Below are 20,922 nucleotides of genomic sequence, written 5' to 3'. Positions count from 1 at the left end.
TGTGACCCAAATCACACGATACTTATGCACTCTTAATCAGTTCATCCATCCGATAACGGGACGAATGGCTATATCAGGACCGTTCTCGTCGTCGGTTCCGACGACCCGGCGCTGAAGTCCGCTGACGCCCCTCAGGCTCCCCGTTTCACCCCTGGGAGTGAGCATCGGCACCCGCCCGCAACCCGGCCCGAAGGTCCTACGACCACCGTCCGATGCCGTCCACGCCACCCGGCGACTACCGTGCGGTACGTGTACCCGTCCCCGCAGCCCGAAGCTGCCCCCCTCGCAACGCCCGACGAGTTCCGGGCCGCCCTGTCCCAGCTCGCCTCCGGGGTGACGCTGGTGACCGTCCACGACCCGGACGAAGGAGCGGAGGGGGAGGACGCGGGCATGACCGCCACGTCGTTCCTCTCGGTCTCGCTGGAGCCCCCGCTGGTGCTGATCTCGGTCCGCGAGGACTCCCGGATGGACGAGGTGCTCTCCCGCGTCGACACCTGGGCCGTCTCGCTGCTCGCCGAGCAGCACCGGGCGCTCGGCTCGCGCTTCGCGATGAAGGGCCGGCTCAGCGACCGGCTGCTGTTCGCCGACACCCCGCACCGGCGCGGCCCGCTCAGCGGCGCGCCGCTGATCGAGGGGGCGCTGGCCACCGTCGAGTGCCGGACCGAACAGCGGATAGCCGCGGGCGACCACACCCTGCTGCTCGGCCGCGTCCTGGAGGCGCGCGTGCCGGATCCGGCCGGGCGTCCGCTGATCTACTTCCGCGGCGGCTACCGCAAGCTCGGCTGAGCCGGCCCGGCAACCACACGGCGAACCGTTACTGCGCCATCGCCGACGCCCCGGCTCGGGCGAACGGGCGGGTCACTCCCCGCGCGTCATTCCCCGTGCGGGGCGCGCCGGCCCTGCTTCAGCTCCGACCGGCGCTTCTTGTTGGACAGCCGCCGCTCGACCATGCCCCGGCTCGGCTTCGTCGCCCGCCGGGTCTTGGGCGGCGGCGCCGTGGCCTCCCCCAGCAGCGAGGCCAGCCGGGCCGCCGCCACCTCGCGGTTACGCCACTGCGAACGGTGCTCGGAGGCCCGGACCACCAGCACCCGGCCGTCCACCAGCCGGCCGGCGAGCCGCTCCAGCGCACGCTGCTTCCACACCTCGGGCAGCGCGGCCGAGGCCACCAGGTCGTAGCGCAGCTCGACCTGGGTGTCCGAGGTGTTGACGTGCTGGCCACCGGGGCCGGAGGAACGGGAGAAGCGCCACTGGAGCTCGGCGTCGGGGACGACCACCGACCCCCGTACGCGGATGGGCTCAGGCATGGCTCCATCATCCCGTGTGCCCGGGCCGCCGGTCACCCGGTTATCGGGTCGCCCGTCCGGGCGTCCCCGGGCGTTCCCGGCCGGGGACGCCCGGACCACCGCAGGGCCCGGCGTCGAGGCCGGTGTCGTCCGCAGCCGCCCGCTACCCCGACAATGGCCAGTGTGATCGAGCTCGGCTACTCCCTCTCCAACCGCTTCCCCGACCCCCCGCAGACGGACTACCGCAGCGCCCCCGTGCGCTCGCTGCGCTACGACCTGTTCTGCGGCGACGTCTACCTCGACGCCGACGGGCAGGAGCTGTCCACAGGCTGGGGATGGGTGCCGGTGCTCGACTTCGCCTGGGCCCTGTGCGACATCGTCGAGGAGCTGGACCGCGACCCGGACGGCAGCCGCGCCGCCCGGGTGCAGACCGCCGACCTGGACTTCACCCAGAACACCGAGCTGATGCGCTTCGCCCGCCGCTTCAACTGGGTGGAGATCGGCGCGACCTGGCTGCCGGACGCCCCGCCCGCCGTGGTGCGCCACTCGGAGCTGCGGCGCGAGGCCCGCGACTTCCTCCAGGACACCCTCGCAGACCTCTTCGACATGCATCCCGACCTGGCCGACAATCCGAACATCTGGTCGCTTCAGGGCCGCTTCCCGCGGATCTGACCGACTGCGCGCCGCCCGTACGCCTCACCGGCGCGGCGGCGCAATTCCCGGCCCGCACTTCCCGCTCCGTGGTTCCCGGCTCGTCGTTACCGCGACACCTGCGGCGATGCCGTCGGCAGAACGCCGCGGAGCTGACAGGATTTCGGGGTCGCACGGGCATCCGGGTGACGATCATTGAGCTGCCCATTGCTCAGATGTGATCCGACCAAAAGAATCTACCGGTGGGTGCGGAACCAAGCCCGCGCACTCCCGCGTTATCCCGGGCAATAGCAACGAAGGGACAGCAAACACCATGCCAGTGAGCCTCTCCAAGGGTGGCAACGTCTCGCTGACCAAGGAGGCCCCCGGGCTGACCGCGGTCACCGTCGGCCTCGGCTGGGACGTCAGGACCACGACCGGTGCCGAGTTCGACCTGGACGCCAGCGCCATCGTGCTGAACGCGGACGGCAAGGTCCTGTCCAACGGTCACTTCGTCTTCTTCAACAACACCAGCACCCCGGACAACACCGTGGTGCACACCGGCGACAACCGCACCGGTGAGGGCGCCGGCGACGACGAGGCGATCAACGTCAACCTCGCCTCGCTGCCGGCCGAGGCCGCCCGGATCACCTTCCCGGTCTCGATCTACGACGCGGTCGCCCGCTCGCAGAGCTTCGGCCAGGTCCGCAACGCCTACATCCGCGTGCTCAACGCGGCCGGCGGCGCCGAGATCGCCCGCTACGACCTCTCCGAGGACGCCGCCACCGAGACCGCCATGATCTTCGGCGAGCTCTACCGCAACGGCGCCGAGTGGAAGTTCCGCGCGGTCGGCCAGGGCTACGCCTCCGGCCTCGCGGGCATCGCCCAGGACTTCGGCGTCCAGATCTGACGCACCCCGTACGCGCCCGACGCCCGGCCCCTCGGCTACGAGAGGGGCCGGGCGTCGGCGTTGTACGGGCCGGGTGCGGTACGTACCCGGGCGGCGGGCCTCAGCGGGAGGCGCGCAACTGCGGGAGTTCCAGGTACTCGGTGTCCTCGTCGGGCGTCAGATCCACCACCCGGTGGTCCTGCTCCTCCCTCGATGGGGACTGCGCCCGCGACTTCGCCGTGGCCTGCGAATGGGCGTCGGCCTGTGCCGGGGCCTCGGCGGCCTGCGCGGCCTCGGCGGCGTACCGGGCGCTCGCCGCCACCGCCTCGTCGCCCACCACGTCCGCGAGGTCGGCACGCTCGCCGAGCTCCGCGACGCTGCCCACCCCGGGCGCCGGTGCCGCCGCCCGGACGGCCGCCGAACCGCTGCGGCCGAAGAAGCTGAACCCCTGCGGACGGGCCGAGGCGGCCTGCACCGGGCGCGGACGCTGCCGCTCGGCCGGAACCACCGCGGCCGCCGAGGCGCCGCCCAGGTGCTCGACGGTCGCCGTCAGCACCGGCCGGACGGGAGAGGCCCCGACGGCCGGACGCTCGGTGGCCGGACGCTCGGCGGCAGCCGGGCGCTCCGCCGCAGCCGCCGGTACCGAGGCAGCCGGCACCGGCTGCGCCGGTGCCACGGGGGCGGCGGGCGACACCACCGCGGCGGACGACCGGGCCAGTACCGCGGCGGGCACGGCGCCGCGCGGCGCCAGCTCGGCCGAGCCGGTCGAGCCGGTCGAAGCGGTCGAGGCGGTCGACCGGCCGGCCGGCAGCGCCGCGGGCTTCGCCCGCTCGCGCTGGGCCGCCGAGGCAGCCGCACGCCGCTCCAGATGCCGCAGCACGGCCGCGGCACGCACATAGGCGGCCGGTGAGGCGGGGTACTTGGGGCGGCTCGCGGCCAGCGCGCGCTGCGCCGCCTCGGCGTCCTTCAGGGCCTGCTCCGCCACCGCCACCGCGCGCTCGCGCAACAGCCGGGCGATCTCCGTCTCCGCCTTCGCAAGCCGGGACTTCTCCGCCGTCAGCCGCCGCCCGAAGCGGGTGGCCCGCTCCTCGGCGACCTCCGCCGCGTACTCGGCCTCGGCGAGCTGCTCCTCGAAGCGCTCCTCGGCCCGCAGCCGCTGGTTGGCGGCGAGTTCGGCGGCCGCCCTGGCGGTGCGGTCCCGCTGGCGCAGCAGCACGACGACGCCGAGGGTCGCGAGCACGGCGGCGACACCCACCGAGCGGACCAGGACCTGGTCATGACTGAACACCAGCGCGGTCACGGCGGCGACGATGAGCACACCGGCGGCGGTGGGGGGAACGGCCCGGCCGAGGACGGAGGAATGACGGTGGCGTCCGCGAGACATGCCAAGAAACTAGCGTGCGAATTGGGGCCGTGTCAGCCCAGGGCGGCATTCCGCCCTTGACACGCCTCCAGATCCACCCCGCGTGTGCGGGCCCTCGCCCAAGGTCACCGCCGCGGGCCGGTTCAGCGGGTCCAGGGCGGGTTCAGGGCAAGTTCAGCGCGGCGAGGCCGCCGGGCCCCTCGGGTCGTCGTGGTTCTCCGGCAGCTTGCAGATGTGCTGCAACCAGAGCGCGGCGGCGATCACCGCCGACCCCGCGAGCACGGCGAAGCCCGCCGTGACGGCCTGCGACTGCCGGGCCGCGATGTCCAGCTCGCCGAGCAGGTAGATGCCGGCCCCCGCGTAGATGCCGGTGACGACGGCCGAGACCAGCGCGCTCGCCTGTGCCAGCACCACCGCGCGGGCGGCGCCGAGCGGGTCGACGCCCTTGGCGCCCGGCTGCCGCTCCCTGCTCGCCTTGAGGCGGGCCCGCAGCGAGATCGCCGTGGCCAGCAGCACCACCGCCACCGCCGCCAGCACCACGGGTGCCGCGGCCGGCACCGCCGGCAGGGTGTCCAGGGAGGCCCAGAGCTTGGCACCGGCCCAGGACAGCGCCGTCGTGACGGCGGTGATGCCGACCAGCAGACGGAGGCGAAGCAGCTTCACTCGGACGGAGTCCTTCCCGAGGTACGGAGACAGACGGCCGCACCGGAGTGGCACGACGACGGCGCCAGGCCACCGTACCGGGCGCGGCGAGGCGCCCGGCCACTCCCGTGCGGACATCTACTCGTACGGTCGGGCCCCCCGCCCGAGTTCCCGGCGCGGCCGGGGCGGCCGGCTACTCCGGCAGCACCAGCCGGATGTCCTCGCGCCGTACGACGCCCTGCCCGGTCTCGCCGCCGAGCTCCTTCAGCAGATCGGTGACCGCGCCCAGGCCCGGCAGCTCGGCCGCCGGGTCGGCGTCCAGCCACGGGGCGAGCACGAAGACCCGCTCGTGGGCGCGCGGGTGCGGCAGCAGCAGCTGCGGGTCGTCGCTGGTGACGCCCTCGTACGCGAGGATGTCGACGTCCAGCGTGCGGGGGCCCCAGCGGACGGTGCGGACCCGGCCGAAGGCGTCCTCGATCGCGTTGCCGCGCTCCAGCAGGGAGTGCGGGGGCAGCGTGGTGCGCAGCACGACCACGGCGTTGTAGTAGTTGGGCTGCTCGTCGGGGCCGCCGAGGGCCTCGGTCTCGTAGACCGCGGAGACGGCCTTGATCCGCAGCCCGGGGGTGTCTCCCAGGGCGTCGACGGCGCCCTGGAGGGTCTCCAGGCGGTTGCCGAGGTTGCTGCCCAGAGCGACCACGGCGTAGCGCGGGTTCTGCAAGGTCGAGTCGGCGGAGTCGACCCTGTGCTCAAGGTCGAACGTGGTTGGCGAGGCGGTCGGGTCGCTGGTGCTCATCGGATTCCCTCTGCAGCTGAAGCGGCGGGACACGGCGCGCAGGTCATGCGCGGCCCCGGTGGATGGTGATCGTCACATCGTCGAAGGGCACGGTGATCGGGGCGTCCGGCTTGTGCACGGTGACCTCGACCTCCTCCACCGCCGCGTGCTTGAGGCACTGGTCGGCGATGCGCTGGGCGAGGGTCTCGATCAGGTCGACGGGCTCGCCGGCGATGATCGCGGTGACCTCTTCGGCGACGATGCCGTAGTGGGCCGTGCGGGTGAGGTCGTCGCCGGACGCGGCCGGACGGGTGTCCAGGTACAGCACGAGATCCACCACGAAGGTCTGGCCCTCGACGCGCTCGCGCTCGAAGACGCCGTGGTGGCCCCGGGCACGCAGACCCCGCAGGGTGACGCGGTCCAGCAAACGAATCACTGCTCCCAGTCGGTCGGAGCCCTGCCGGGGCAGGGCGAAGGCGGGCATCGCCGCCCGCCGGTAATCGAATCTACCCGCGAGCGCCGACAACGCCTGACCGTCCTACCCGGCGGCGAAGGCCGCCACGCACGCCGCTTCGGCGATTGACATGAACGTCAGGTGTCCGCCCGGCCACATCTCGTCCGTACCCGCCCTATCGGCCGGCCATCCGCCCGGATCAGTCCTCGTCCTCGTCGTCGCCGCTGGTCAGCACGGGTGAACCGTGATGCGACCAAAGCTTCCAGCCGTCCGGCGTACGCCGGAACAGATTGGTGGAGACGACCTTCCCGCCGACCAGCGGCCCGAGCTCGCCCTCCTCCTCGGCCTCACCGCCGGAGAGGATGTTCTCGGTGCAGGTGACAAGAGCCACATCACCCTGCACCTCGGCCTCGACATCGGTCAGGAAGAACTGGATGTACTCCGTGTTCATCATGATCAGCATGTACGAGCGGGTGACCTGGGCCCGTCCGCGCAGCACCGGCCAGCCGGGGTGCACACACACCACCCCGCCCTTGTCGTCGGCCTCCGCGGCCCCGAGCCAGGCGCTCTCCACCGCTTCCAGGTCACCGTTCTCCAGTGCCTCGTACAGCGCCTGGTTGGCCGCCAGGACGGCCTCCCGGTCCGACTCCTGCGAACGCTGACCCGATGTCTCGCCGCTCAACCTGCCGTCACCTGCCACAAACCCTCCCGTTCACCCCAACCGTGCCGCGCGCTGCCAGGCCGCGACCACCCGTACGGCGTCCGCCGTGCCGGCCACGTCGTGCACCCGCACCGCCCAGGCTCCGGCCTGGGCCGACAGGACCGACACCGCAGCGGTCGCGTCGTCGCGCTGCCGCGCCGGGCGCAGCTCCCGGGTTTCCGGGTTGGCCAGCAGCGTACCCAGGAACCGCTTGCGCGAAGCGGCGACCAGGACGGGCCGGCCGAGCTCGGTGAGCGCGGCCAGCCGACCGAGCAGCGCCCAGTTGTGCTCGGCCGTCTTGGCGAAGCCCAGGCCCGGGTCCAGGATCAGCTGCTCCTCCTTGACCCCGGCCTCCAGCAGCGCCCGCATCCGCGCGGTCAGCTCGGCCACCACATCGGTGACCACGTCCCCGTACACCGCCTGGCTGTCCATGTCGGCGGACTGCCCGCGCCAGTGCATCACCACGAACGGCACGCCGGTGTCCGCGATCACCGAGGCCATCGCCGGGTCGGCCAGGCCCCCGGAGACGTCGTTGACCAGCCGCGCACCGGCCGCCACGGCCTGCTCGGCGACACTCGCCCGCATGGTGTCGATGCTGACGACCACACCGGCGTCGGCCAGCTCCCGGACCACCGGGAGCACCCGGCCGAGCTCCTCCTGCTCGGTCACCCGCTGGGCGCCCGGACGGGTGGACTCGCCGCCGACGTCCACCAGGTCCGCGCCCTTCGCGCGCAGCGCGAGACCATGGGCGATCGCGCGCGCCGGGTCGTGCCAGAGGCCGCCGTCCGAGAAGGAATCGGGGGTCACGTTGACCACGCCCATCACGGCACAACGGTCGAGCCGCGGGAGACCGGCCGGCGGGGGGAAGGGCAGCGGGTTGCTCATGGGCCCCATTATTTCTCAAGCGCCCGCTCGCCTCCGGGGCGCTTCGGTCCGGTGCCGACACTCGTCGCTCCCGCGTTCGCTTCGCTCTCTTCCTCGCTCCTCCCTTTCGGCACCGGCGCGCCCCTTCGGCTCGGGGCGCGGCCGGCGGGGGTGAACGTCAGGACACGGGGGTCCGGGCCAAGACGCCGGGGTGGGCGTCAGGGCCGCAGGGGGCGGGGGCGTGGTGGCCCGGGCGAGGGGCCGGGTCGCGGTGGGGACGGCGGCCACGGACGGCGAAGGGCCCCCGCCGGGCGTGGTGCGCTCGGCGGGGGCCCTTGGCGGGGTGTCCGGGTGGCTCAGGCGGCCTCGGTGACCTCCGGGCGCGCCGGTGCGGGCATCAGGCCCTGGCGCTGGCGCTTGCGGCCGAACTTCGGCATGCCGAGGGTGATGAACGCCTCCGCCTGCATCACGGCGAAGCCGATCCGCGGCAGGTCCCGGGTCTGCGGGTAGACCAGGAAGCGCGGCTCCCACGCGGGCTGGAACTTGGCGTTGAACTTGTACAGCGACTCGATCTGGAACCAGCGGGAGGAGAAGACCAGCAGCCCGCGCCAGGCGCGCAGCACCGGGCCCGCGCCGATCCGCTCACCGCGCGCCAGTGCCGAGCGGAACATCGCGAAGTTCAGCGACACCCGCCGCACACCCAGCGCCGGCACGGCCTGGAGTGCCGCGACGATCAGCAGCTCGTTCAGGCCGGGGTCGGCGGCGCGGTCGCGGCGCATCAGCTCCAGCGAGATGCCGTCGGGCCCCCACGGGACGAAGTGCAGCACGGCCTTGAGGTCGTCGCCGCCCTCCCCCTCCGCAGACTCCTTGTGGGCCGTGACGACCACGCACGCGTCGTCGCCCGGGTCGCCGAAGCGGCCCAGCGCCATCGAGAAGCCACGCTCGGTGTCGGTCCCGCGCCAGCGGGCGGCGGCCTCGGCGATCTTGAACTTCTCCTCCTGGGTGAGCTCGGCGACCCGGCGCACCTTGCAGGAGTAACCGTTGCGCTCGATCCGCTTGACCATCTGGCGGACGTTGCGCATGGCCCGGCCGGAGAGCGAGAAGGCGCTGGTGTCGACGATCGCCTCGTCGCCCAGCTCCAGCGCGTCCAGGCCCGCCTCACGGGTCCAGACCTCGCCGCCGACCTCGCTGCACCCGACCACGGCCGGCACCCAGGCGTGCTCGCGGGCCTCGTTCATGAACAGCTTGATCGCGCCGGGCCAGGCCTCGACGTCGCCGACCGGGTCGCCGGACGCCAGCATCACGCCGGAGATCACCCGGTAGGAGATCGCCGCCTTGCCGCTGGGCGAGAACAGCACGCTCTTGTCCCGGCGCAGCGCGAAGTAGCCGAGCGAGTCCCGCTCGCCGTGGCGCGCCAGCAGCGCGCGGACCTTGTCCTCGTCCTCCGCGGTGAGCTCCGGCTCGGGCTTCTCCGGGCGCAGCGCCAGGTACGCGGTGGTGAACGCGGTGAGCAGGCCGAGGCCGCCCAACAGGTACGCGACCAGGTCGGAGACCCGCTCGGAGGTGTAGTCGATCGGCCCCTCGAAGCCGAACAGCCCGTACAGCACGTGCTGGATCCGGTCGAGGAAGCTCGGGTCGTGGATCTCGGACTTCCACCGGACGCTGACGATCAGCAGACCGAGCAGCACGCTGACGGTGCCCATGACGACGAAGTTGGCGACGGCCCGCCAGCGGGTACGCGGGTCGGCCTTGGCGTAGAACTCGCGGCGGTGCACCAGCATCACGGCCAGCAGCACCAGCGAGACCACCGCCGGGCCGACCTGGTGCCAGCGCAGCAGGTGCAGCGCGGCACCGACCGGCAGCAGGACGCAGGCGGCCCGCCAGGCCCGCCGCTTGCGCCGCCGCAGCGCGTGCGCGAGCAGCACCAGCAGCAGCCCGACCATGAGCGTGCCGACCGCCGCGAGCGTGGTCGTCCCGCCGGGCAGCTGCCCGGCGAAGGTCTGCACGCGGCTGTGCCGCAGCCTGGGGAACACCGCGCTGGCGATGTCCAGCAGACCGATCAGCAGACAGGCATACCCGACCACGCTCGGGAGCCAGGCCCGGGGGACGGCGGCGGCTTGGGTACGAAGCGTCTGCAGTCCGCTGCGGCGGGGCTGCTCGGGCGACGGCTCAACGGACACGGGAACGCTCATGGAAGCTCAGCGTAGAGGCTGCGGAGCGCTGTCCTGTCACTCCGGAGGAGGAGTTGTGATGGACCTTCATGCCTATTCCTTAATCAAGCAAGACGCACGTCAAGAAAAGGCCATCGAATGGTAATCCGATGGCGTTCATTGCCCCGCGCGGTTGAGCCGTGGGTGGGGAGTGGACCCTGGTGCCGCGTGGCGCGACCGGGCGCCGGCACACGCGGTACGTACGGTGGACGCCGCATTCTAGGGCGTCGGTTGCGGCCGCCGCAGACGTTGCTCCGGAACGCCGCTGGCGTCCGGTCAGCCTAGCGCCGGTCGCCCCGATTGACGCCGCACCAGACGATGAATCCTGCACCGACAGCGAAACACCGAAGGGCGACGGCATGGAACTGACCAGCGATGCGCTGGTGAACACGCTGCTTGCCGTGGGCGCGGCGTCCCTGCTCACCACACTCTGGGTCTGGCCGCGGCTGGCCCGCCAGCGCCCGCTCCCGATGCTGGGGCGCATCCTGTTACTCGCCATCACCCAGACCACCGTGCTGGCGGTGCTCGCGCTGTCGGTGAACAACTCTTACGGGTTCTACACCTCCTGGGACGACCTGTTGCACCCCGGGGGCGCGGCGCTCGCGCTCACCACCGCCGAACACCAGAAGGGCGCCGCCCCCGACGGCGACGCGCTCGTCCAGCCGGCCCCGCCGAGCGGTCTGGAGACGATCACCGACCTGCCCAAGGGCACGCCGGAGGAGGTCGGCAAGGTGGAGTCGATCCAGGTGACGGGGAAGGACAGCGGCCTGTCCGACCAGATGTTCATCTACTTGCCACCCGAGTACTTCAATCCGAAGTACTCCCGGGTGCGCTTCCCCGTCCTGCTCACCCTCGCGGGTTACCCGGGCACCGCGATGCACCTGCTGCACGAGCTGCCCGTCCCGCAGACCGCCTGGGAGCTCCAGCGCACCGGCCGGATGGCGCCCACCGTCATCGTGATGGCCCGCCCCACCGTCGCCGCGCCCCGCAACACCGAGTGCGTGGACGTCCCCGGCGGCGCGGCCTCCGAGACCTGGTTCAGCAAGGACCTGCCGGCCGCCCTGCGCTCGACCTACCGGGTCAGCCACTCCGCCACCTCCTGGGGCGTCCTCGGCTACTCCACCGGCGGTGGCTGCGCGCTGCGCCTGTCGATGCGCAACCCCGACTCCTACGGCAGTGCCGCCGGGATGCACGCCGAGTTCAAGGTGCCCGAGGGCGCCGGCACCGACGGCAACCTCTTCAACGGCGACAAGGCGCTGAACGACCAGGGCGACCTGACCTGGCGGCTGCAGAACCTCCCGCCGCCCAACGTCGCCGTGCTGGCGGTCAGCACCCGGGCCGAGGAGGACTACCAGGACACCATGAAGTTCCTGGACGTCGCCAAGCAGGCCTCGACGGCACACCCCGAGTTCCGTGTCGACTCGCTGTTCCTCGACGACGGCGGCCACAACTTCGACAGCTGGAACCGCGAGCTGCCCGCGTCCCTGGAGTGGATGAGCGACCATCTGGCACCGCCACAGGACCGCGAGCCGCGCGACTAGCCCCTCGGAACCCGGACCCGTACAGGAGAGCAGATGCTCAGTACCCGATCACTGTTCGACCAGATCTACCGCAACGACGAGGCGTACCAGCTCTTCTGCAGCATCGCCGCCGGCGGGGAGGACCAGGGCGGCTGGGAGAACGAGCGCATCGAGGCGTTGACGACGGATCCGGTGCTGGCTCCCAAGATCGCCCGGCACGGCGCGGACGAGCGCAAGCACGGCCGGATCTTCACCCAGCTGCTGCACAAGCGCGGCCTGGAGAAGGTGGCCGTGCCCGCCGCCGCGGACTACTGCATGCTGCTGGAGCGCCAGGGCATCGGCCTGGCGCACGAGCGGTTGAGGTCCGAGGTGCCGCTGACGGAGCGGGAGATCGTCATCTATCTGGTGCACAGCCGGGTCACCGAGCAGCGCGCCTCGGAGCAGATGCGCCAGTTGGTGAAGGCCTACGGCGACAATCCGGACCTCGCCCGGGCGATGCGGATGATCTCGGCCGACGAGGACAACCACCTCGCGTACTGCCACGAGGAGCTGCTGCGGCTGGCCGCCGCCGGCCACGGCCCGTACATCCGGCACGCCCTGGCGCACACCGCCAAGGGCGAGATCCGCACCCACCGGGATGTCGGGCTCGCCGTGAGCGCCGCGATGGCCCGGATCCTGCGGTGGCCGCGCTGGCAGCTCGCCGTCGTCATGGCCGGGCTGTGGGCGCTCTACCTCTACGACAGCGTGATCGGCTGGCGGCGGATGGTGAGGCTGCGGATGCCCGAGCGCCGCAACGCCCTCGGCGCCCCGGCCCCGCCGCATGCGGAGCACGGATTCTGAGCCGGGGGCCGGGGCGCGTCAGCGGCCGATGATCAGGCTCATCGCCTCGGCGCGGGTGGCCGGGTCACGCAGCTGGCCGCGCACGCACGAGGTGATGGTCTTGGCGCCCGGCTTGCGGATGCCGCGCATCGACATGCACATGTGCTCGCACTCGACCACCACGATCGCCCCGCGCGGTTCGAGTATCCGCATCAGCGCGTCGGCGACCTGGCTGGTCAGCCGCTCCTGGACCTGCGGGCGACGGGCGTAGACGTCGACCAGCCGGGCCAGCTTGGACAGGCCCGTGATCTTGCCGCTGGCGGACGGGATGTACCCGACGTGCGCCACGCCCCGGAACGGCACCAGGTGGTGCTCGCAGACCGAGGTCAGCTCGATGTCCTTCACCAGCACCATCTCGTCGTGGCCGAGGTCGAAGGTGGTGGTCAGGACGTCCTCGGGCTCCTGCCAGAGACCGGCGAATATCTCCTTGTAGGCGCGCGCGACCCGGGCCGGGGTCTCCAGCAGGCCCTCGCGGTCAGGGTCCTCGCCGACTGCGAGCAGCAGTTCCCGGATGGCGTTCTCAGCCCGCTTCTGGTCGAAGGTACCGACGGCGGACGGACCGTCGAGGGTGACCGGGTCGATCATGCGGGCCTCACAGAGTAGCTGGGACTTATGGCGCGGAACGGCACGGAACAGCACGGATGCCGCGCCTCCAGGGTACAAACCCCGGTGACGCGGCATCCATTCCGTCCCGCTCGGTGATCAGCCCTCGCTCGGGGCCTCTCCCGGGACGGGGGGCAGCTTGACGGTGTCGACCACCGGGGCGGCCTCCACCGGAGCGGCGGCGCCGTTGCTCAGCGCCAGCTCCTTCGGGGACTGCACCGGGGGCCGGGTGGACGGCGTACGACGGGAGGAACCCGTCCAGGCCGGCCGGGCCGGGCGCTTCACGATGTGCTTGAAGACCTCGGCGATCTGCTCCTTGTTGAGCGTCTCCTTCTCCAGGAGTTCGAGGACGAGGTTGTCGAGCACGTCGCGGTTCTCGACCAGGATCTCCCAGGCCTCGTTGTGCGCGTTCTCGATCAGCTTCTTGACCTCTTCGTCCACCAGCCCGGCGACCTCTTCCGAGTAGTCGCGCTGGTGGCCCATCTCGCGCCCGAGGAACGGCTCGGAGTTGTCCGAACCGAACTTGATGGCGCCGAGCCGCTCGGTCATGCCGTACTGCGTGACCATCGCACGGGCGGTCGCGGTGGCCTTCTCGATGTCGTTCGAGGCGCCGGTGGTCGGGTCGTGGAAGACCAGCTCCTCCGCCGCGCGCCCGCCCATCATGTAGGCGAGCTGGTCGAGCATCTCGTTGCGCGTGGTCGAGTACTTGTCCTCGTCCGGCAGCACCATGGTGTAGCCGAGCGCCCGGCCGCGGGACAGGATGGTGATCTTGTGCACCGGGTCCGCGTTGGGGGAGGCCGCCGCGACCAGGGCGTGACCGCCCTCGTGGTACGCGGTGATCTTCTTCTCCTTCTCGGACATGATCCGGGTCCGCTTCTGCGGGCCGGCCACGACGCGGTCGATCGCCTCGTCCAGGACGATGTTGTCGATCAGCTTCTTGTCCGAGCGGGCGGTCAGCAGCGCGGCCTCGTTGAGGACGTTGCTGAGGTCGGCGCCGGTGAAGCCGGGGGTGCGCTTGGCGACGGCCGACAGGTCGACGTCCGGCGCGACCGGCTTGCCCTTCTGGTGGACCTTGAGGATCTCCAGGCGGCCCTGCAGGTCCGGACGGTCGACGGCGATCTGCCGGTCGAAGCGGCCGGGGCGCAGCAGCGCCGGGTCCAGGATGTCCGGGCGGTTGGTGGCGGCGATCAGGATCACGCCGCCCTTGACGTCGAAGCCGTCCATCTCGACCAGCAGCTGGTTGAGGGTCTGCTCGCGCTCGTCGTGCCCGCCGCCCAGGCCCGCACCGCGGTGCCGGCCGACGGCGTCGATCTCGTCGACGAAGACGATCGCCGGGGCGTTCGCCTTCGCCTGCTCGAAGAGGTCACGGACCCGGCTGGCGCCGACACCCACGAACATCTCGACGAAGTCGGAGCCGGAGATCGAGTAGAACGGCACGCCCGCCTCACCCGCGACCGCGCGGGCGAGCAGGGTCTTGCCGGTGCCGGGCGGGCCGTACAGCAGCACGCCCTTGGGGATCTTGGCACCGACCGCCTGGAACTTGGCCGGCTCCTGGAGGAACTCCTTGATCTCGTGGAGCTCCTCGACGGCCTCGTCGGCACCCGCGACGTCGGAGAAGGTGGTCTTGGGGGTGTCCTTGGTGAGCAGCTTGGCCTTGGACTTGCCGAACTGCATGACCCGGGAGCCGCCGCCCTGCATCTGGTTCATCAGGAAGAGGAAGACCAGAACGATGATGACGATCGGCAGCATCGACAGCAGCAGGCTGACGAAGGTGCTCTGCTTCTCGGGGCTGATGGTGTAGCCCTCGGCGAGCGTGTTCTGGTCGTTGTCGTTGACCTGGTTCTGCAGGGTCTGCGCGATCTGCACACCCTGGTCGCCGACGTACGAGGCCTGGAACTTGCTGCCCGAGGGGGTCTTGCCCGTCCCCGCGTTGGAGAGGCTCGCGCCGTCCTTCAGCTGGATCTTGATGCTGTTCGAGTCACCGGTGGTGATCTGCGCCGACTTGACCTGCTTGGCATCGATCGCCGCGACGACCTGCCCGGTGTCCACCGTCTTGTAGCCGTTCGAGTCCGAAACGACCTGCATCAGCACAATGACGGCGAGGACGGCCAGCACGATCCACATGATCGGCGCACGGAAGTATCGCTTGACGTCCATCCATGCGGGGCGTTGCCGCCCCGTCCCTCCTGCCACTCAACGGCGCTGTACGGCCGAGGGCCGCCGGCGCATCCGGTCTGTGCTCATGTGAAGAGCGGTTTTATTGGACCGTACCGCAGTGCGACCCCCTCTAGGCGGGAGCACGGCCAGCACGACGTGTTTTCTTGTCCCCCGCTCCAACGGGCGGGAGCGACCTACTGTTCCCGCCCGTAGCCCGAACGGTCCTCAGCCGCCGTACACGTGCGGGGCCAGGGTGCCGATGAACGGCAGATTGCGGAGCTTCTCCTGGAAGTCCAGGCCGTAGCCGACCACGAACTCGTTGGGAATGTCGAACCCGACGTACTTCACGTCGATCTCGACCTTGGCCGCGTCGGGCTTGCGCAGCAGGGTACAGACCTCCAGGGAGGCCGGACCCCGCGAGCCCAGGTTGCCCAGCAGCCAGGACAGCGTCAGACCGGAGTCGATGATGTCCTCGACGATCAGGACGTCCCGGCCGGCGATGTCGGTGTCGAGATCCTTGAGGATCCGCACCACACCGGAGGACTTGGTGCCCATCCCGTACGAGGAGACCGCCATCCAGTCCATCGTCACCTGGGAGTGCAGCGCGCGGGCGAGGTCGGCCATGACCATCACCGCGCCCTTGAGGACGCCGACGATCAGCAGATCCCGCCCGGCGTAGTCCCGGTCGATCCGCTCGGCCAGCTCCAGGAGCTTGGCGTCGATCTCGTCCTTGCTGATGAGCACCTTCGCCAGGTCGGCGCCCATGTCCTTGTCGTCCACCGGGGATACGTCCTCAAACGTTCGGGGTCTGTGTCGGCGGCGGCCAGGCTGCCCCGGGCATGGCTGCCCGTCAGTCGCCCTGTCGCCGAAAGACCAGCGTGCCACACCTGCGGGTGGCCTCGACGCCCCCGGGTAGGTGCAGCGGCCCCTGACCGCGCCAGCCGGTGACCAGCTGGTCGACCGTTTCGAGGTGCCGGGCGAACAGATCGCCCGCCGGACAGCCCGCCCGCAGCGCGGCCCGGCGCAGTACCCGGCGGCGCACGGCGGGCGGCAGTTCGGCGAGCTTGGCGGTGTCCAGGGCTCCTTCGCCCGTACGGAGGTCGCGCTCGGCGAGGGCGGCCCACTGGTCCAGCGCGTCGGCGTCGTCGCGGAACAGCCGGGCGGTGCGGGCGAGCGCCTCGACCACTCCGCCGCCCAGGTGCTTCTCCAGCACGGGGAGCACCTCGTGGCGCACCCGGGAGCGGGTGTAGGCGGGGTCACAGTTGTGCGGGTCGTCCCAGACCGGGATGGCCTGGGCGGTGCAGGCCTGGCGGGTGGCGGCCCGGTCGAGTTCGAGCAGCGGGCGGCGGTAGCGGCCCTTCTGCGCGGGCATGCCGGCCAGCGAGCGCGAGCCGGAGCCGCGGGCCAGCCCGAGCAGGACGGTCTCGGCCTGGTCGTCGCGGGTGTGGCCGAGCAGGACGGCGAGCGCCTGGTGGCGTTCGGCGGCGGAGTCCAGGGCCGCGTACCGGGCGTCGCGGGCCGCGGCCTCGGGGCCGCCGTCGCGTCCGACCCGGACGGGGATCGCCTCGACCGGGTCCAGGCCGAGCGAGCGCAGCCGCTCGGCGACCTGCGCGGCGCGCTCGGCGGAGCCGACCTGCAGGCCGTGGTCGATGGTGACGGCGCCGACCCGCAGGCCCAGCTTGGGCGCCTCGAAGGCGGTCGCGGTGGCCAGCGCCATGGAGTCCGCGCCGCCGCTGACGGCGACCAGGACCAGCGGCGAGCCGGGGGCGGCCGGGGTGCGGGGCAGACCGGAGGGGTGGCGGTGCGCGTTGCCGATCAGGGTGGTGCCCGGATCGGCTCCCGGCCCGGCCTGGCCGGCGGCGCCGACCAGGGCGCCGGCGAGGGAGTCCACGCGCAGCACCTCGCCGGAGGGGCGGGCGGTGCGGGCGGGCGGGGTGAAGGTGGAGCCGGCCTCGGCGGCGAGGTCGGCGAGCGTGCGACGTACGGCCAGGCGTATCGCGGCGACGGCGGGGTGTGGGCCCACGGCGGAGCACTCCTTGACGGAGGGGGAAGGGGACGGCAGGGCGACGGCGGGGACCGCGCGATGCACGCGCCCTGTTACCGGGCGCTCACAGATGGTGGCAGAAACGAGGCACCGGCTACGCCACCCGCGCCACCGGTACGACCACCGTCCCACGTTCGGGTGAATGCAGAAACGTATCCTCACCCGCCATATGCACGATTGGACCAACCGTACGAACAGGTTTGAACGCCGGTGATCACACCTCGCGGCCGCGCTCCCCCGCGTGCCCGGCCGCCCGGCTCAGCGCACCACCCGGGCCACCCAGGCGGCCGGGTTGTGGATCTCCTCCTTGGTGGGGAGCGTGTTGGGCGAGGTCCAGACCCGGTTGAAGCCCTCCATCCCGACCTCGTCGACCACCCCGCGCACGAAGACCGCGCCGTCCTGGTACTGCCGCAGCTTTGCGTCCATCCCCAGCAGCCGGCGCAGCACCAGGTCGAGCCGGTTGGCACCGCGGTCGCGGCGCTGCTGGAACTTCTCCCTGATCTCGCCCACGCTGGGCACCACGGCCGGGCCGACCCCGTCCATCACCACGTCCGCGTGCCCCTCCAGCAGCGACATCACGGCCGTCAGCCGGCCGAGGATCTCGCGCTGCGCGGGGGACTGCACGACCTCCAGCAGCCCGGCGGAGGACGAACCGTCGCCCCGGCCGCCCAGCCCCGTCAGGCCGCCGCCGAGCGAGCCGGCGGCCTCCCGGATCCGGTCCAGCAGCGCGCCCGGGTCGACGTCCGTCTCGGCGAGGAAGGCCTGCACCTCGGACTGGATGTGGTCGCGCAGCCAGGGCACCGCGGTGAACTGGGTGCGGTGGGTCTCCTCGTGCAGGCAGACCCAGAGCCGGAAATCGGCGGGGTTCACGTCCAGCTCGCGCTCGACGTGGACGATGTTCGGCGCGACCAGCAGCAGCCGGCCGGGGCCGGGGCCCCGGGGGCCGCGCCGGGGCTTGTCGAAGAGCGCGGCCGGGCTCTCCGGCGCCTCCACCGGGGGCTCCCCCGGGGCGAAGGTCTCGTACTGGCCGAGCACCTTGGTGGCGAGGAACGCCAGCAGCGCCCCCACCTCGATACCGGTGGCCTTCTCCCCCACCGTGCCGAACATCCCGGCGGCCGCGCTGCCGCTGCGCCGCGCCTGGAGCTTGTCCACCAGCGGCTGGACGATGGTGCGAAAGCCCGCGACGTTCGCCCGCACCCAGCCCGGGCGGTCGACGATCAGCACCGGGGTCGCCGCCGTGAGCAGACTGGTGGAGCGCATGCCGGTGAACGCGCGGACGTGCTCCTCGGCCTCCAGCGCATGGCGCCGCAGCTGGGCCACCACCTCGGCCGCCTGCGCGCGGCTCACCTCCGGGCCCGGCCGCACCAGCCTGGTCGCGGTGGCCACCGCGAGATTCCAGTCGACCATGTCAGCACCGCCGCTCACGCTCGTCATGCCCTCACCGTACGTGCTCCGCCGCACCTGGGGGAGCGCATGCGCCGACGCGGTCCGGGCAATCCGCCCGGGATGCCGACGGCGCCCTGCGGGCGCCCGGCGGGCGGGCGGGGCTCAGTGGCAGCCGCAGGCGCCGAGACGGGCGGCGATCCGGTCCATCGCAGCGCGGGCGGTGTCGGCCGCGGCCGTGGTCCTGGTCATCACGGCGAAGGCGAGCAGCCGCCCGTCCGCGTCCACCACGGTGCCGGCCAGCGTGTTGACGCCGCTGAGGGTGCCGGTCTTGGCCCGGACGATACCGGCCGCCTCGGCGGACCCGGAGCCGGCCGCGAACCGCTTGCCGAGGGTGCCGGTGAAGCCCGCGATCGGCAGTCCGGTCAGCACCGGGCGCAGCTCCGGGTGGTTCGGCGCGGCGGCCAGCGCCAGCAGCTGGACGAGCACCGCGGGCGGGATGGCGTTGCCGGTGTGCAGGCCGCTGCCGTCGTTGAGCACCACGCCGGTCAGCTGGACACCGAGCCCGGTGAGCGCCGTGGTGACGGCCGTGGCCGCGCCCTCGAAGCTCGCCGGCCGGTGGGCGGCCAGCGCGGCCTGGCGGGCCAGCGCCTCGGCGAGGGTGTTGTCGGAGGTGGTGAGCATCCGCTCGACGAGCCGGGCGACGGTTGGCGACTCGACCTGGGCGAGGACGGCGGCGGGCGGGGTGGCGCCCGGGGTCGCGGCGCCGGTGGTGGCCGTGGCGGGGGCGCCCGTGGCCGTGGCGGGGGTGACCTGCTTGGGCTTGCCCTCGACGGTGATGCCCTGGGCCTTCAGCAGCACGGCGAACTGCCCGGCCGCCTGGTCGGCGGGGTCGGCGACCCGGGCCGGCGCGTCCTCGCGACTCTTCGGGTCGACCCTCCCCTCGTCCGCCATCAGCGGCGTGACCATGGCGATGTTGGCGGCGTCGTAGTTCTTGTGCTGCGTGCTGCCGACGTAGAGCGAGGTGTCGTAGCCGAGGCTGACCGTGGTGGTGCCGGCCTGCTTGAGGGCGACGGCGGTCTTCGCGGCCAGCGCCTGGAGCGAGGCGGGCGCCGTGTCCGCGTCGGCCGGCATCCCGCCGAGCTGGACCTGGTCGGCCGGCAGCGCGGTCAGCGTCGGGTCACCGCCACCCACGAGGGTGATCTCACCGGGTGCGGCGCCCTTGACGACCCTGGTGGCGATCCGGGTGTCGGAGGGGACCAGCGACAGGGTCGCGAGCGCGGTCGCCAGCTTGGTGGTGGAGGCCGGCGTGCCGGGGGTGTTCTCGCCGGAGCCGTACAGCAGGTGCCCGCTCGCGGCGTCCGCGACCGCGAAGGTGACGGTGCCGAGCGACTGGTCCTGCAGGGCCGCGGCCAGGGCCTGCCGCAGGCCCTGGGTGGTCGGGGTGGCGGCGCCGTCGTCGTCCGCGGCCCGCAGCACCAGCCCGGCGGCGGGCGGCGCGGGCCGGGCGGACGCCTGCGGACTCGCGAACGGCGAGCCCGTGGGCGCCGCGGGCACGGAGCTGGTGCTGGCGGTGGGCTTGGGCGCCGCCGGGGTGCTGCGGGAGGGATCCGCGCTCGTCCCGCCGCCGTGGCCGTCGCCGTTGTGGCCGTCGTCACGCCTGCCGTCGTGGCCGTCGCCACCCTTGCCGTCGTGGCCGGCGCCGCCCTGGTCACCCGGCTTGCCGTCCGGCCGGGCGTCGGAGCGCCCGGTCGGCGTGGGCCCCGGGCTGGGCTGCGCGTACGCACCACCCGAGTCCAGGACCAGGCTGCCCACCAGCAGCGCCGCCCCGACCACCCCGGCCATCGTTCCTCTGCGCCGACGCGCCACCTTGACCCCCGCTGTCACCGACCGGCCCCTTTCCTGAGCACTCACTCCCGTAGGAGACACTTGGATTCTGTCAGTCCCTACCTTGGAGGAACCGTTGGAGTTCGACGTCCTGATCGAGATCCCGAAGGGCTCCCGCAACAAGTACGAGGTCGACCATGAGACCGGTCGCCTTCGTCTCGACCGGATGCTCTTCACCTCGACCCGCTACCCGGCCGACTACGGCTACGTCGAGGGCACCCTCGCGGACGACGGCGACCCGCTGGACGCGCTGGTCATCCTGGACGAGCCGACGTTCCCCGGCTGCCTGATCAAGTGCCGTGCCATCGGCATGTTCAAGATGACGGACGAGGCCGGCGGCGACGACAAGCTGCTCTGCGTCCCGGCGACCGACCCGCGCTGGGAGCACCTGCGGGACATCCACCACGTGTCGGAGTTCGACCGTCTGGAGATCCAGCACTTCTTCGAGGTCTACAAGGACCTGGAGCCCGGCAAGTCCGTCGAGGGCGCCGACTGGGTGGGCCGTGCCGAGGCCGAGGCCGAGGTCACCGCGTCGATCAAGCGCCTGGCGGACTCCGGCGGCCACTGAGCCACCGACTCCGATCTCGTTCGTTCGAGGCAGCCGAGGGCCGGGGTAGGCGGAGCGATCCGCCCGCCCCGGCC

Annotated in this window: 20 protein-coding genes; 6 read left to right on the top strand and 14 right to left on the bottom strand. The window is 72.3% G+C overall.

The window, feature by feature from the left end:
• Positions 1-249 precede the first annotated feature (249 nt).
• Entirely contained in the window at positions 250-786 is a 537-nt protein-coding gene (locus ACIBH3_RS25385; protein ID WP_396314372.1) for a flavin reductase family protein, read from the top strand.
• An 86-nt stretch (positions 787-872) separates the two neighbouring features.
• Here ACIBH3_RS25385 and arfB read toward each other — a convergent pair whose 3' ends face one another.
• Positions 873-1,304, bottom strand: coding sequence for an alternative ribosome rescue aminoacyl-tRNA hydrolase ArfB (arfB, locus tag ACIBH3_RS25380; RefSeq protein ID WP_396314371.1), 432 nt, complete (start codon positions 1,302-1,304; stop codon positions 873-875).
• Positions 1,305-1,457: 153 nt separating this feature from the next.
• Here arfB and ACIBH3_RS25375 point away from each other — a divergent pair, with 153 nt between their 5' ends.
• A complete protein-coding gene (locus tag ACIBH3_RS25375) occupies positions 1,458-1,955 on the top strand; it encodes a hypothetical protein (RefSeq protein ID WP_396314370.1) in 498 nt (165 codons plus the stop codon).
• A 292-nt stretch (positions 1,956-2,247) separates the two neighbouring features.
• Positions 2,248-2,823, top strand: a complete 576-nt coding sequence (locus ACIBH3_RS25370; protein WP_396314369.1) for a TerD family protein — start codon at positions 2,248-2,250, stop codon at positions 2,821-2,823.
• A 100-nt stretch (positions 2,824-2,923) separates the two neighbouring features.
• Here the strand turns inward: ACIBH3_RS25370 and ACIBH3_RS25365 are convergent, their stop codons facing one another.
• The 7 genes from ACIBH3_RS25365 to ACIBH3_RS25335 form a co-directional block, all read right to left on the bottom strand.
• Complete coding sequence (locus ACIBH3_RS25365; RefSeq protein WP_396314368.1) at positions 2,924-4,186, bottom strand: hypothetical protein; 1,263 nt, start codon at positions 4,184-4,186, stop codon at positions 2,924-2,926.
• 153 nt (positions 4,187-4,339) lie between these two features.
• Positions 4,340-4,828, bottom strand: a complete 489-nt coding sequence (locus ACIBH3_RS25360) for a DUF3180 domain-containing protein (protein ID WP_396314367.1) — start codon at positions 4,826-4,828, stop codon at positions 4,340-4,342.
• 172 nt (positions 4,829-5,000) lie between these two features.
• Positions 5,001-5,600 carry a 2-amino-4-hydroxy-6-hydroxymethyldihydropteridine diphosphokinase gene (gene folK, locus ACIBH3_RS25355; protein WP_396314366.1) on the bottom strand — a complete coding sequence of 200 codons (600 nt, stop codon included), beginning with the start codon at positions 5,598-5,600 and terminating at the stop codon, positions 5,001-5,003.
• A gap of 43 nt (positions 5,601-5,643) precedes the next feature.
• The gene (gene folB / locus ACIBH3_RS25350; RefSeq protein WP_396314428.1) at positions 5,644-6,003 is read right to left on the bottom strand and encodes a dihydroneopterin aldolase; all 360 of its coding nucleotides are present in this window, start codon (positions 6,001-6,003) and stop codon (positions 5,644-5,646) included.
• Positions 6,004-6,232: 229 nt separating this feature from the next.
• Positions 6,233-6,715, bottom strand: coding sequence for a nuclear transport factor 2 family protein (locus ACIBH3_RS25345; protein WP_396314365.1), 483 nt, complete (start codon positions 6,713-6,715; stop codon positions 6,233-6,235).
• A gap of 30 nt (positions 6,716-6,745) precedes the next feature.
• Positions 6,746-7,618 carry a dihydropteroate synthase gene (gene folP / locus ACIBH3_RS25340; RefSeq protein ID WP_396314364.1) on the bottom strand — a complete coding sequence of 291 codons (873 nt, stop codon included), beginning with the start codon at positions 7,616-7,618 and terminating at the stop codon, positions 6,746-6,748.
• 335 nt (positions 7,619-7,953) lie between these two features.
• The gene (locus ACIBH3_RS25335; RefSeq protein ID WP_396314363.1) at positions 7,954-9,789 is read right to left on the bottom strand and encodes a phosphatidylglycerol lysyltransferase domain-containing protein; all 1,836 of its coding nucleotides are present in this window, start codon (positions 9,787-9,789) and stop codon (positions 7,954-7,956) included.
• Between the two features lie 377 nt (positions 9,790-10,166).
• Between ACIBH3_RS25335 and ACIBH3_RS25330 the strand changes: the two genes are divergently transcribed.
• Positions 10,167-11,348 (top strand): alpha/beta hydrolase, encoded by a 1,182-nt coding sequence (locus tag ACIBH3_RS25330; RefSeq protein ID WP_396314362.1) that lies wholly within the window; start codon positions 10,167-10,169, stop codon positions 11,346-11,348.
• Positions 11,349-11,381: 33 nt separating this feature from the next.
• Entirely contained in the window at positions 11,382-12,167 is a 786-nt protein-coding gene (locus ACIBH3_RS25325; RefSeq protein WP_396314361.1) for a ferritin-like domain-containing protein, read from the top strand.
• Positions 12,168-12,185: 18 nt separating this feature from the next.
• Here ACIBH3_RS25325 and folE read toward each other — a convergent pair whose 3' ends face one another.
• From folE to dacB, 6 genes are all read right to left on the bottom strand, one after another.
• The gene (gene folE / locus ACIBH3_RS25320; RefSeq protein WP_396314360.1) at positions 12,186-12,791 is read right to left on the bottom strand and encodes a GTP cyclohydrolase I FolE; all 606 of its coding nucleotides are present in this window, start codon (positions 12,789-12,791) and stop codon (positions 12,186-12,188) included.
• 117 nt (positions 12,792-12,908) lie between these two features.
• Positions 12,909-14,966: an ATP-dependent zinc metalloprotease FtsH gene (ftsH, locus tag ACIBH3_RS25315; RefSeq protein ID WP_396314359.1), complete on the bottom strand. Its 2,058-nt coding sequence runs from the start codon at positions 14,964-14,966 to the stop codon at positions 12,909-12,911.
• Positions 14,967-15,191: 225 nt separating this feature from the next.
• Positions 15,192-15,746, bottom strand: coding sequence for a hypoxanthine phosphoribosyltransferase (gene hpt, locus ACIBH3_RS25310; protein WP_396314358.1), 555 nt, complete (start codon positions 15,744-15,746; stop codon positions 15,192-15,194).
• A gap of 70 nt (positions 15,747-15,816) precedes the next feature.
• Positions 15,817-16,989 (bottom strand): tRNA lysidine(34) synthetase TilS, encoded by a 1,173-nt coding sequence (gene tilS / locus ACIBH3_RS25305; RefSeq protein ID WP_396314357.1) that lies wholly within the window; start codon positions 16,987-16,989, stop codon positions 15,817-15,819.
• Positions 16,990-17,268: 279 nt separating this feature from the next.
• Complete coding sequence (locus ACIBH3_RS25300) at positions 17,269-18,444, bottom strand: zinc-dependent metalloprotease (RefSeq protein WP_396314356.1); 1,176 nt, start codon at positions 18,442-18,444, stop codon at positions 17,269-17,271.
• A 114-nt stretch (positions 18,445-18,558) separates the two neighbouring features.
• Positions 18,559-20,280 carry a D-alanyl-D-alanine carboxypeptidase/D-alanyl-D-alanine-endopeptidase gene (dacB, locus tag ACIBH3_RS25295; RefSeq protein ID WP_396314355.1) on the bottom strand — a complete coding sequence of 574 codons (1,722 nt, stop codon included), beginning with the start codon at positions 20,278-20,280 and terminating at the stop codon, positions 18,559-18,561.
• A 76-nt stretch (positions 20,281-20,356) separates the two neighbouring features.
• Between dacB and ACIBH3_RS25290 the strand changes: the two genes are divergently transcribed.
• Positions 20,357-20,848 (top strand): inorganic diphosphatase, encoded by a 492-nt coding sequence (locus ACIBH3_RS25290; protein WP_396314427.1) that lies wholly within the window; start codon positions 20,357-20,359, stop codon positions 20,846-20,848.
• Positions 20,849-20,922: the final 74 nt, after the last annotated feature.

This window comes from Kitasatospora sp. NPDC050543 (assembly GCF_044457565.1).
In the GTDB taxonomy this organism is placed as follows: Bacteria; Actinomycetota; Actinomycetes; order Streptomycetales; family Streptomycetaceae; genus Kitasatospora.
The sequence above is the reverse complement of the archived record's forward strand: the minus strand, read 5'-3'. Positions and strand labels throughout refer to the sequence as shown.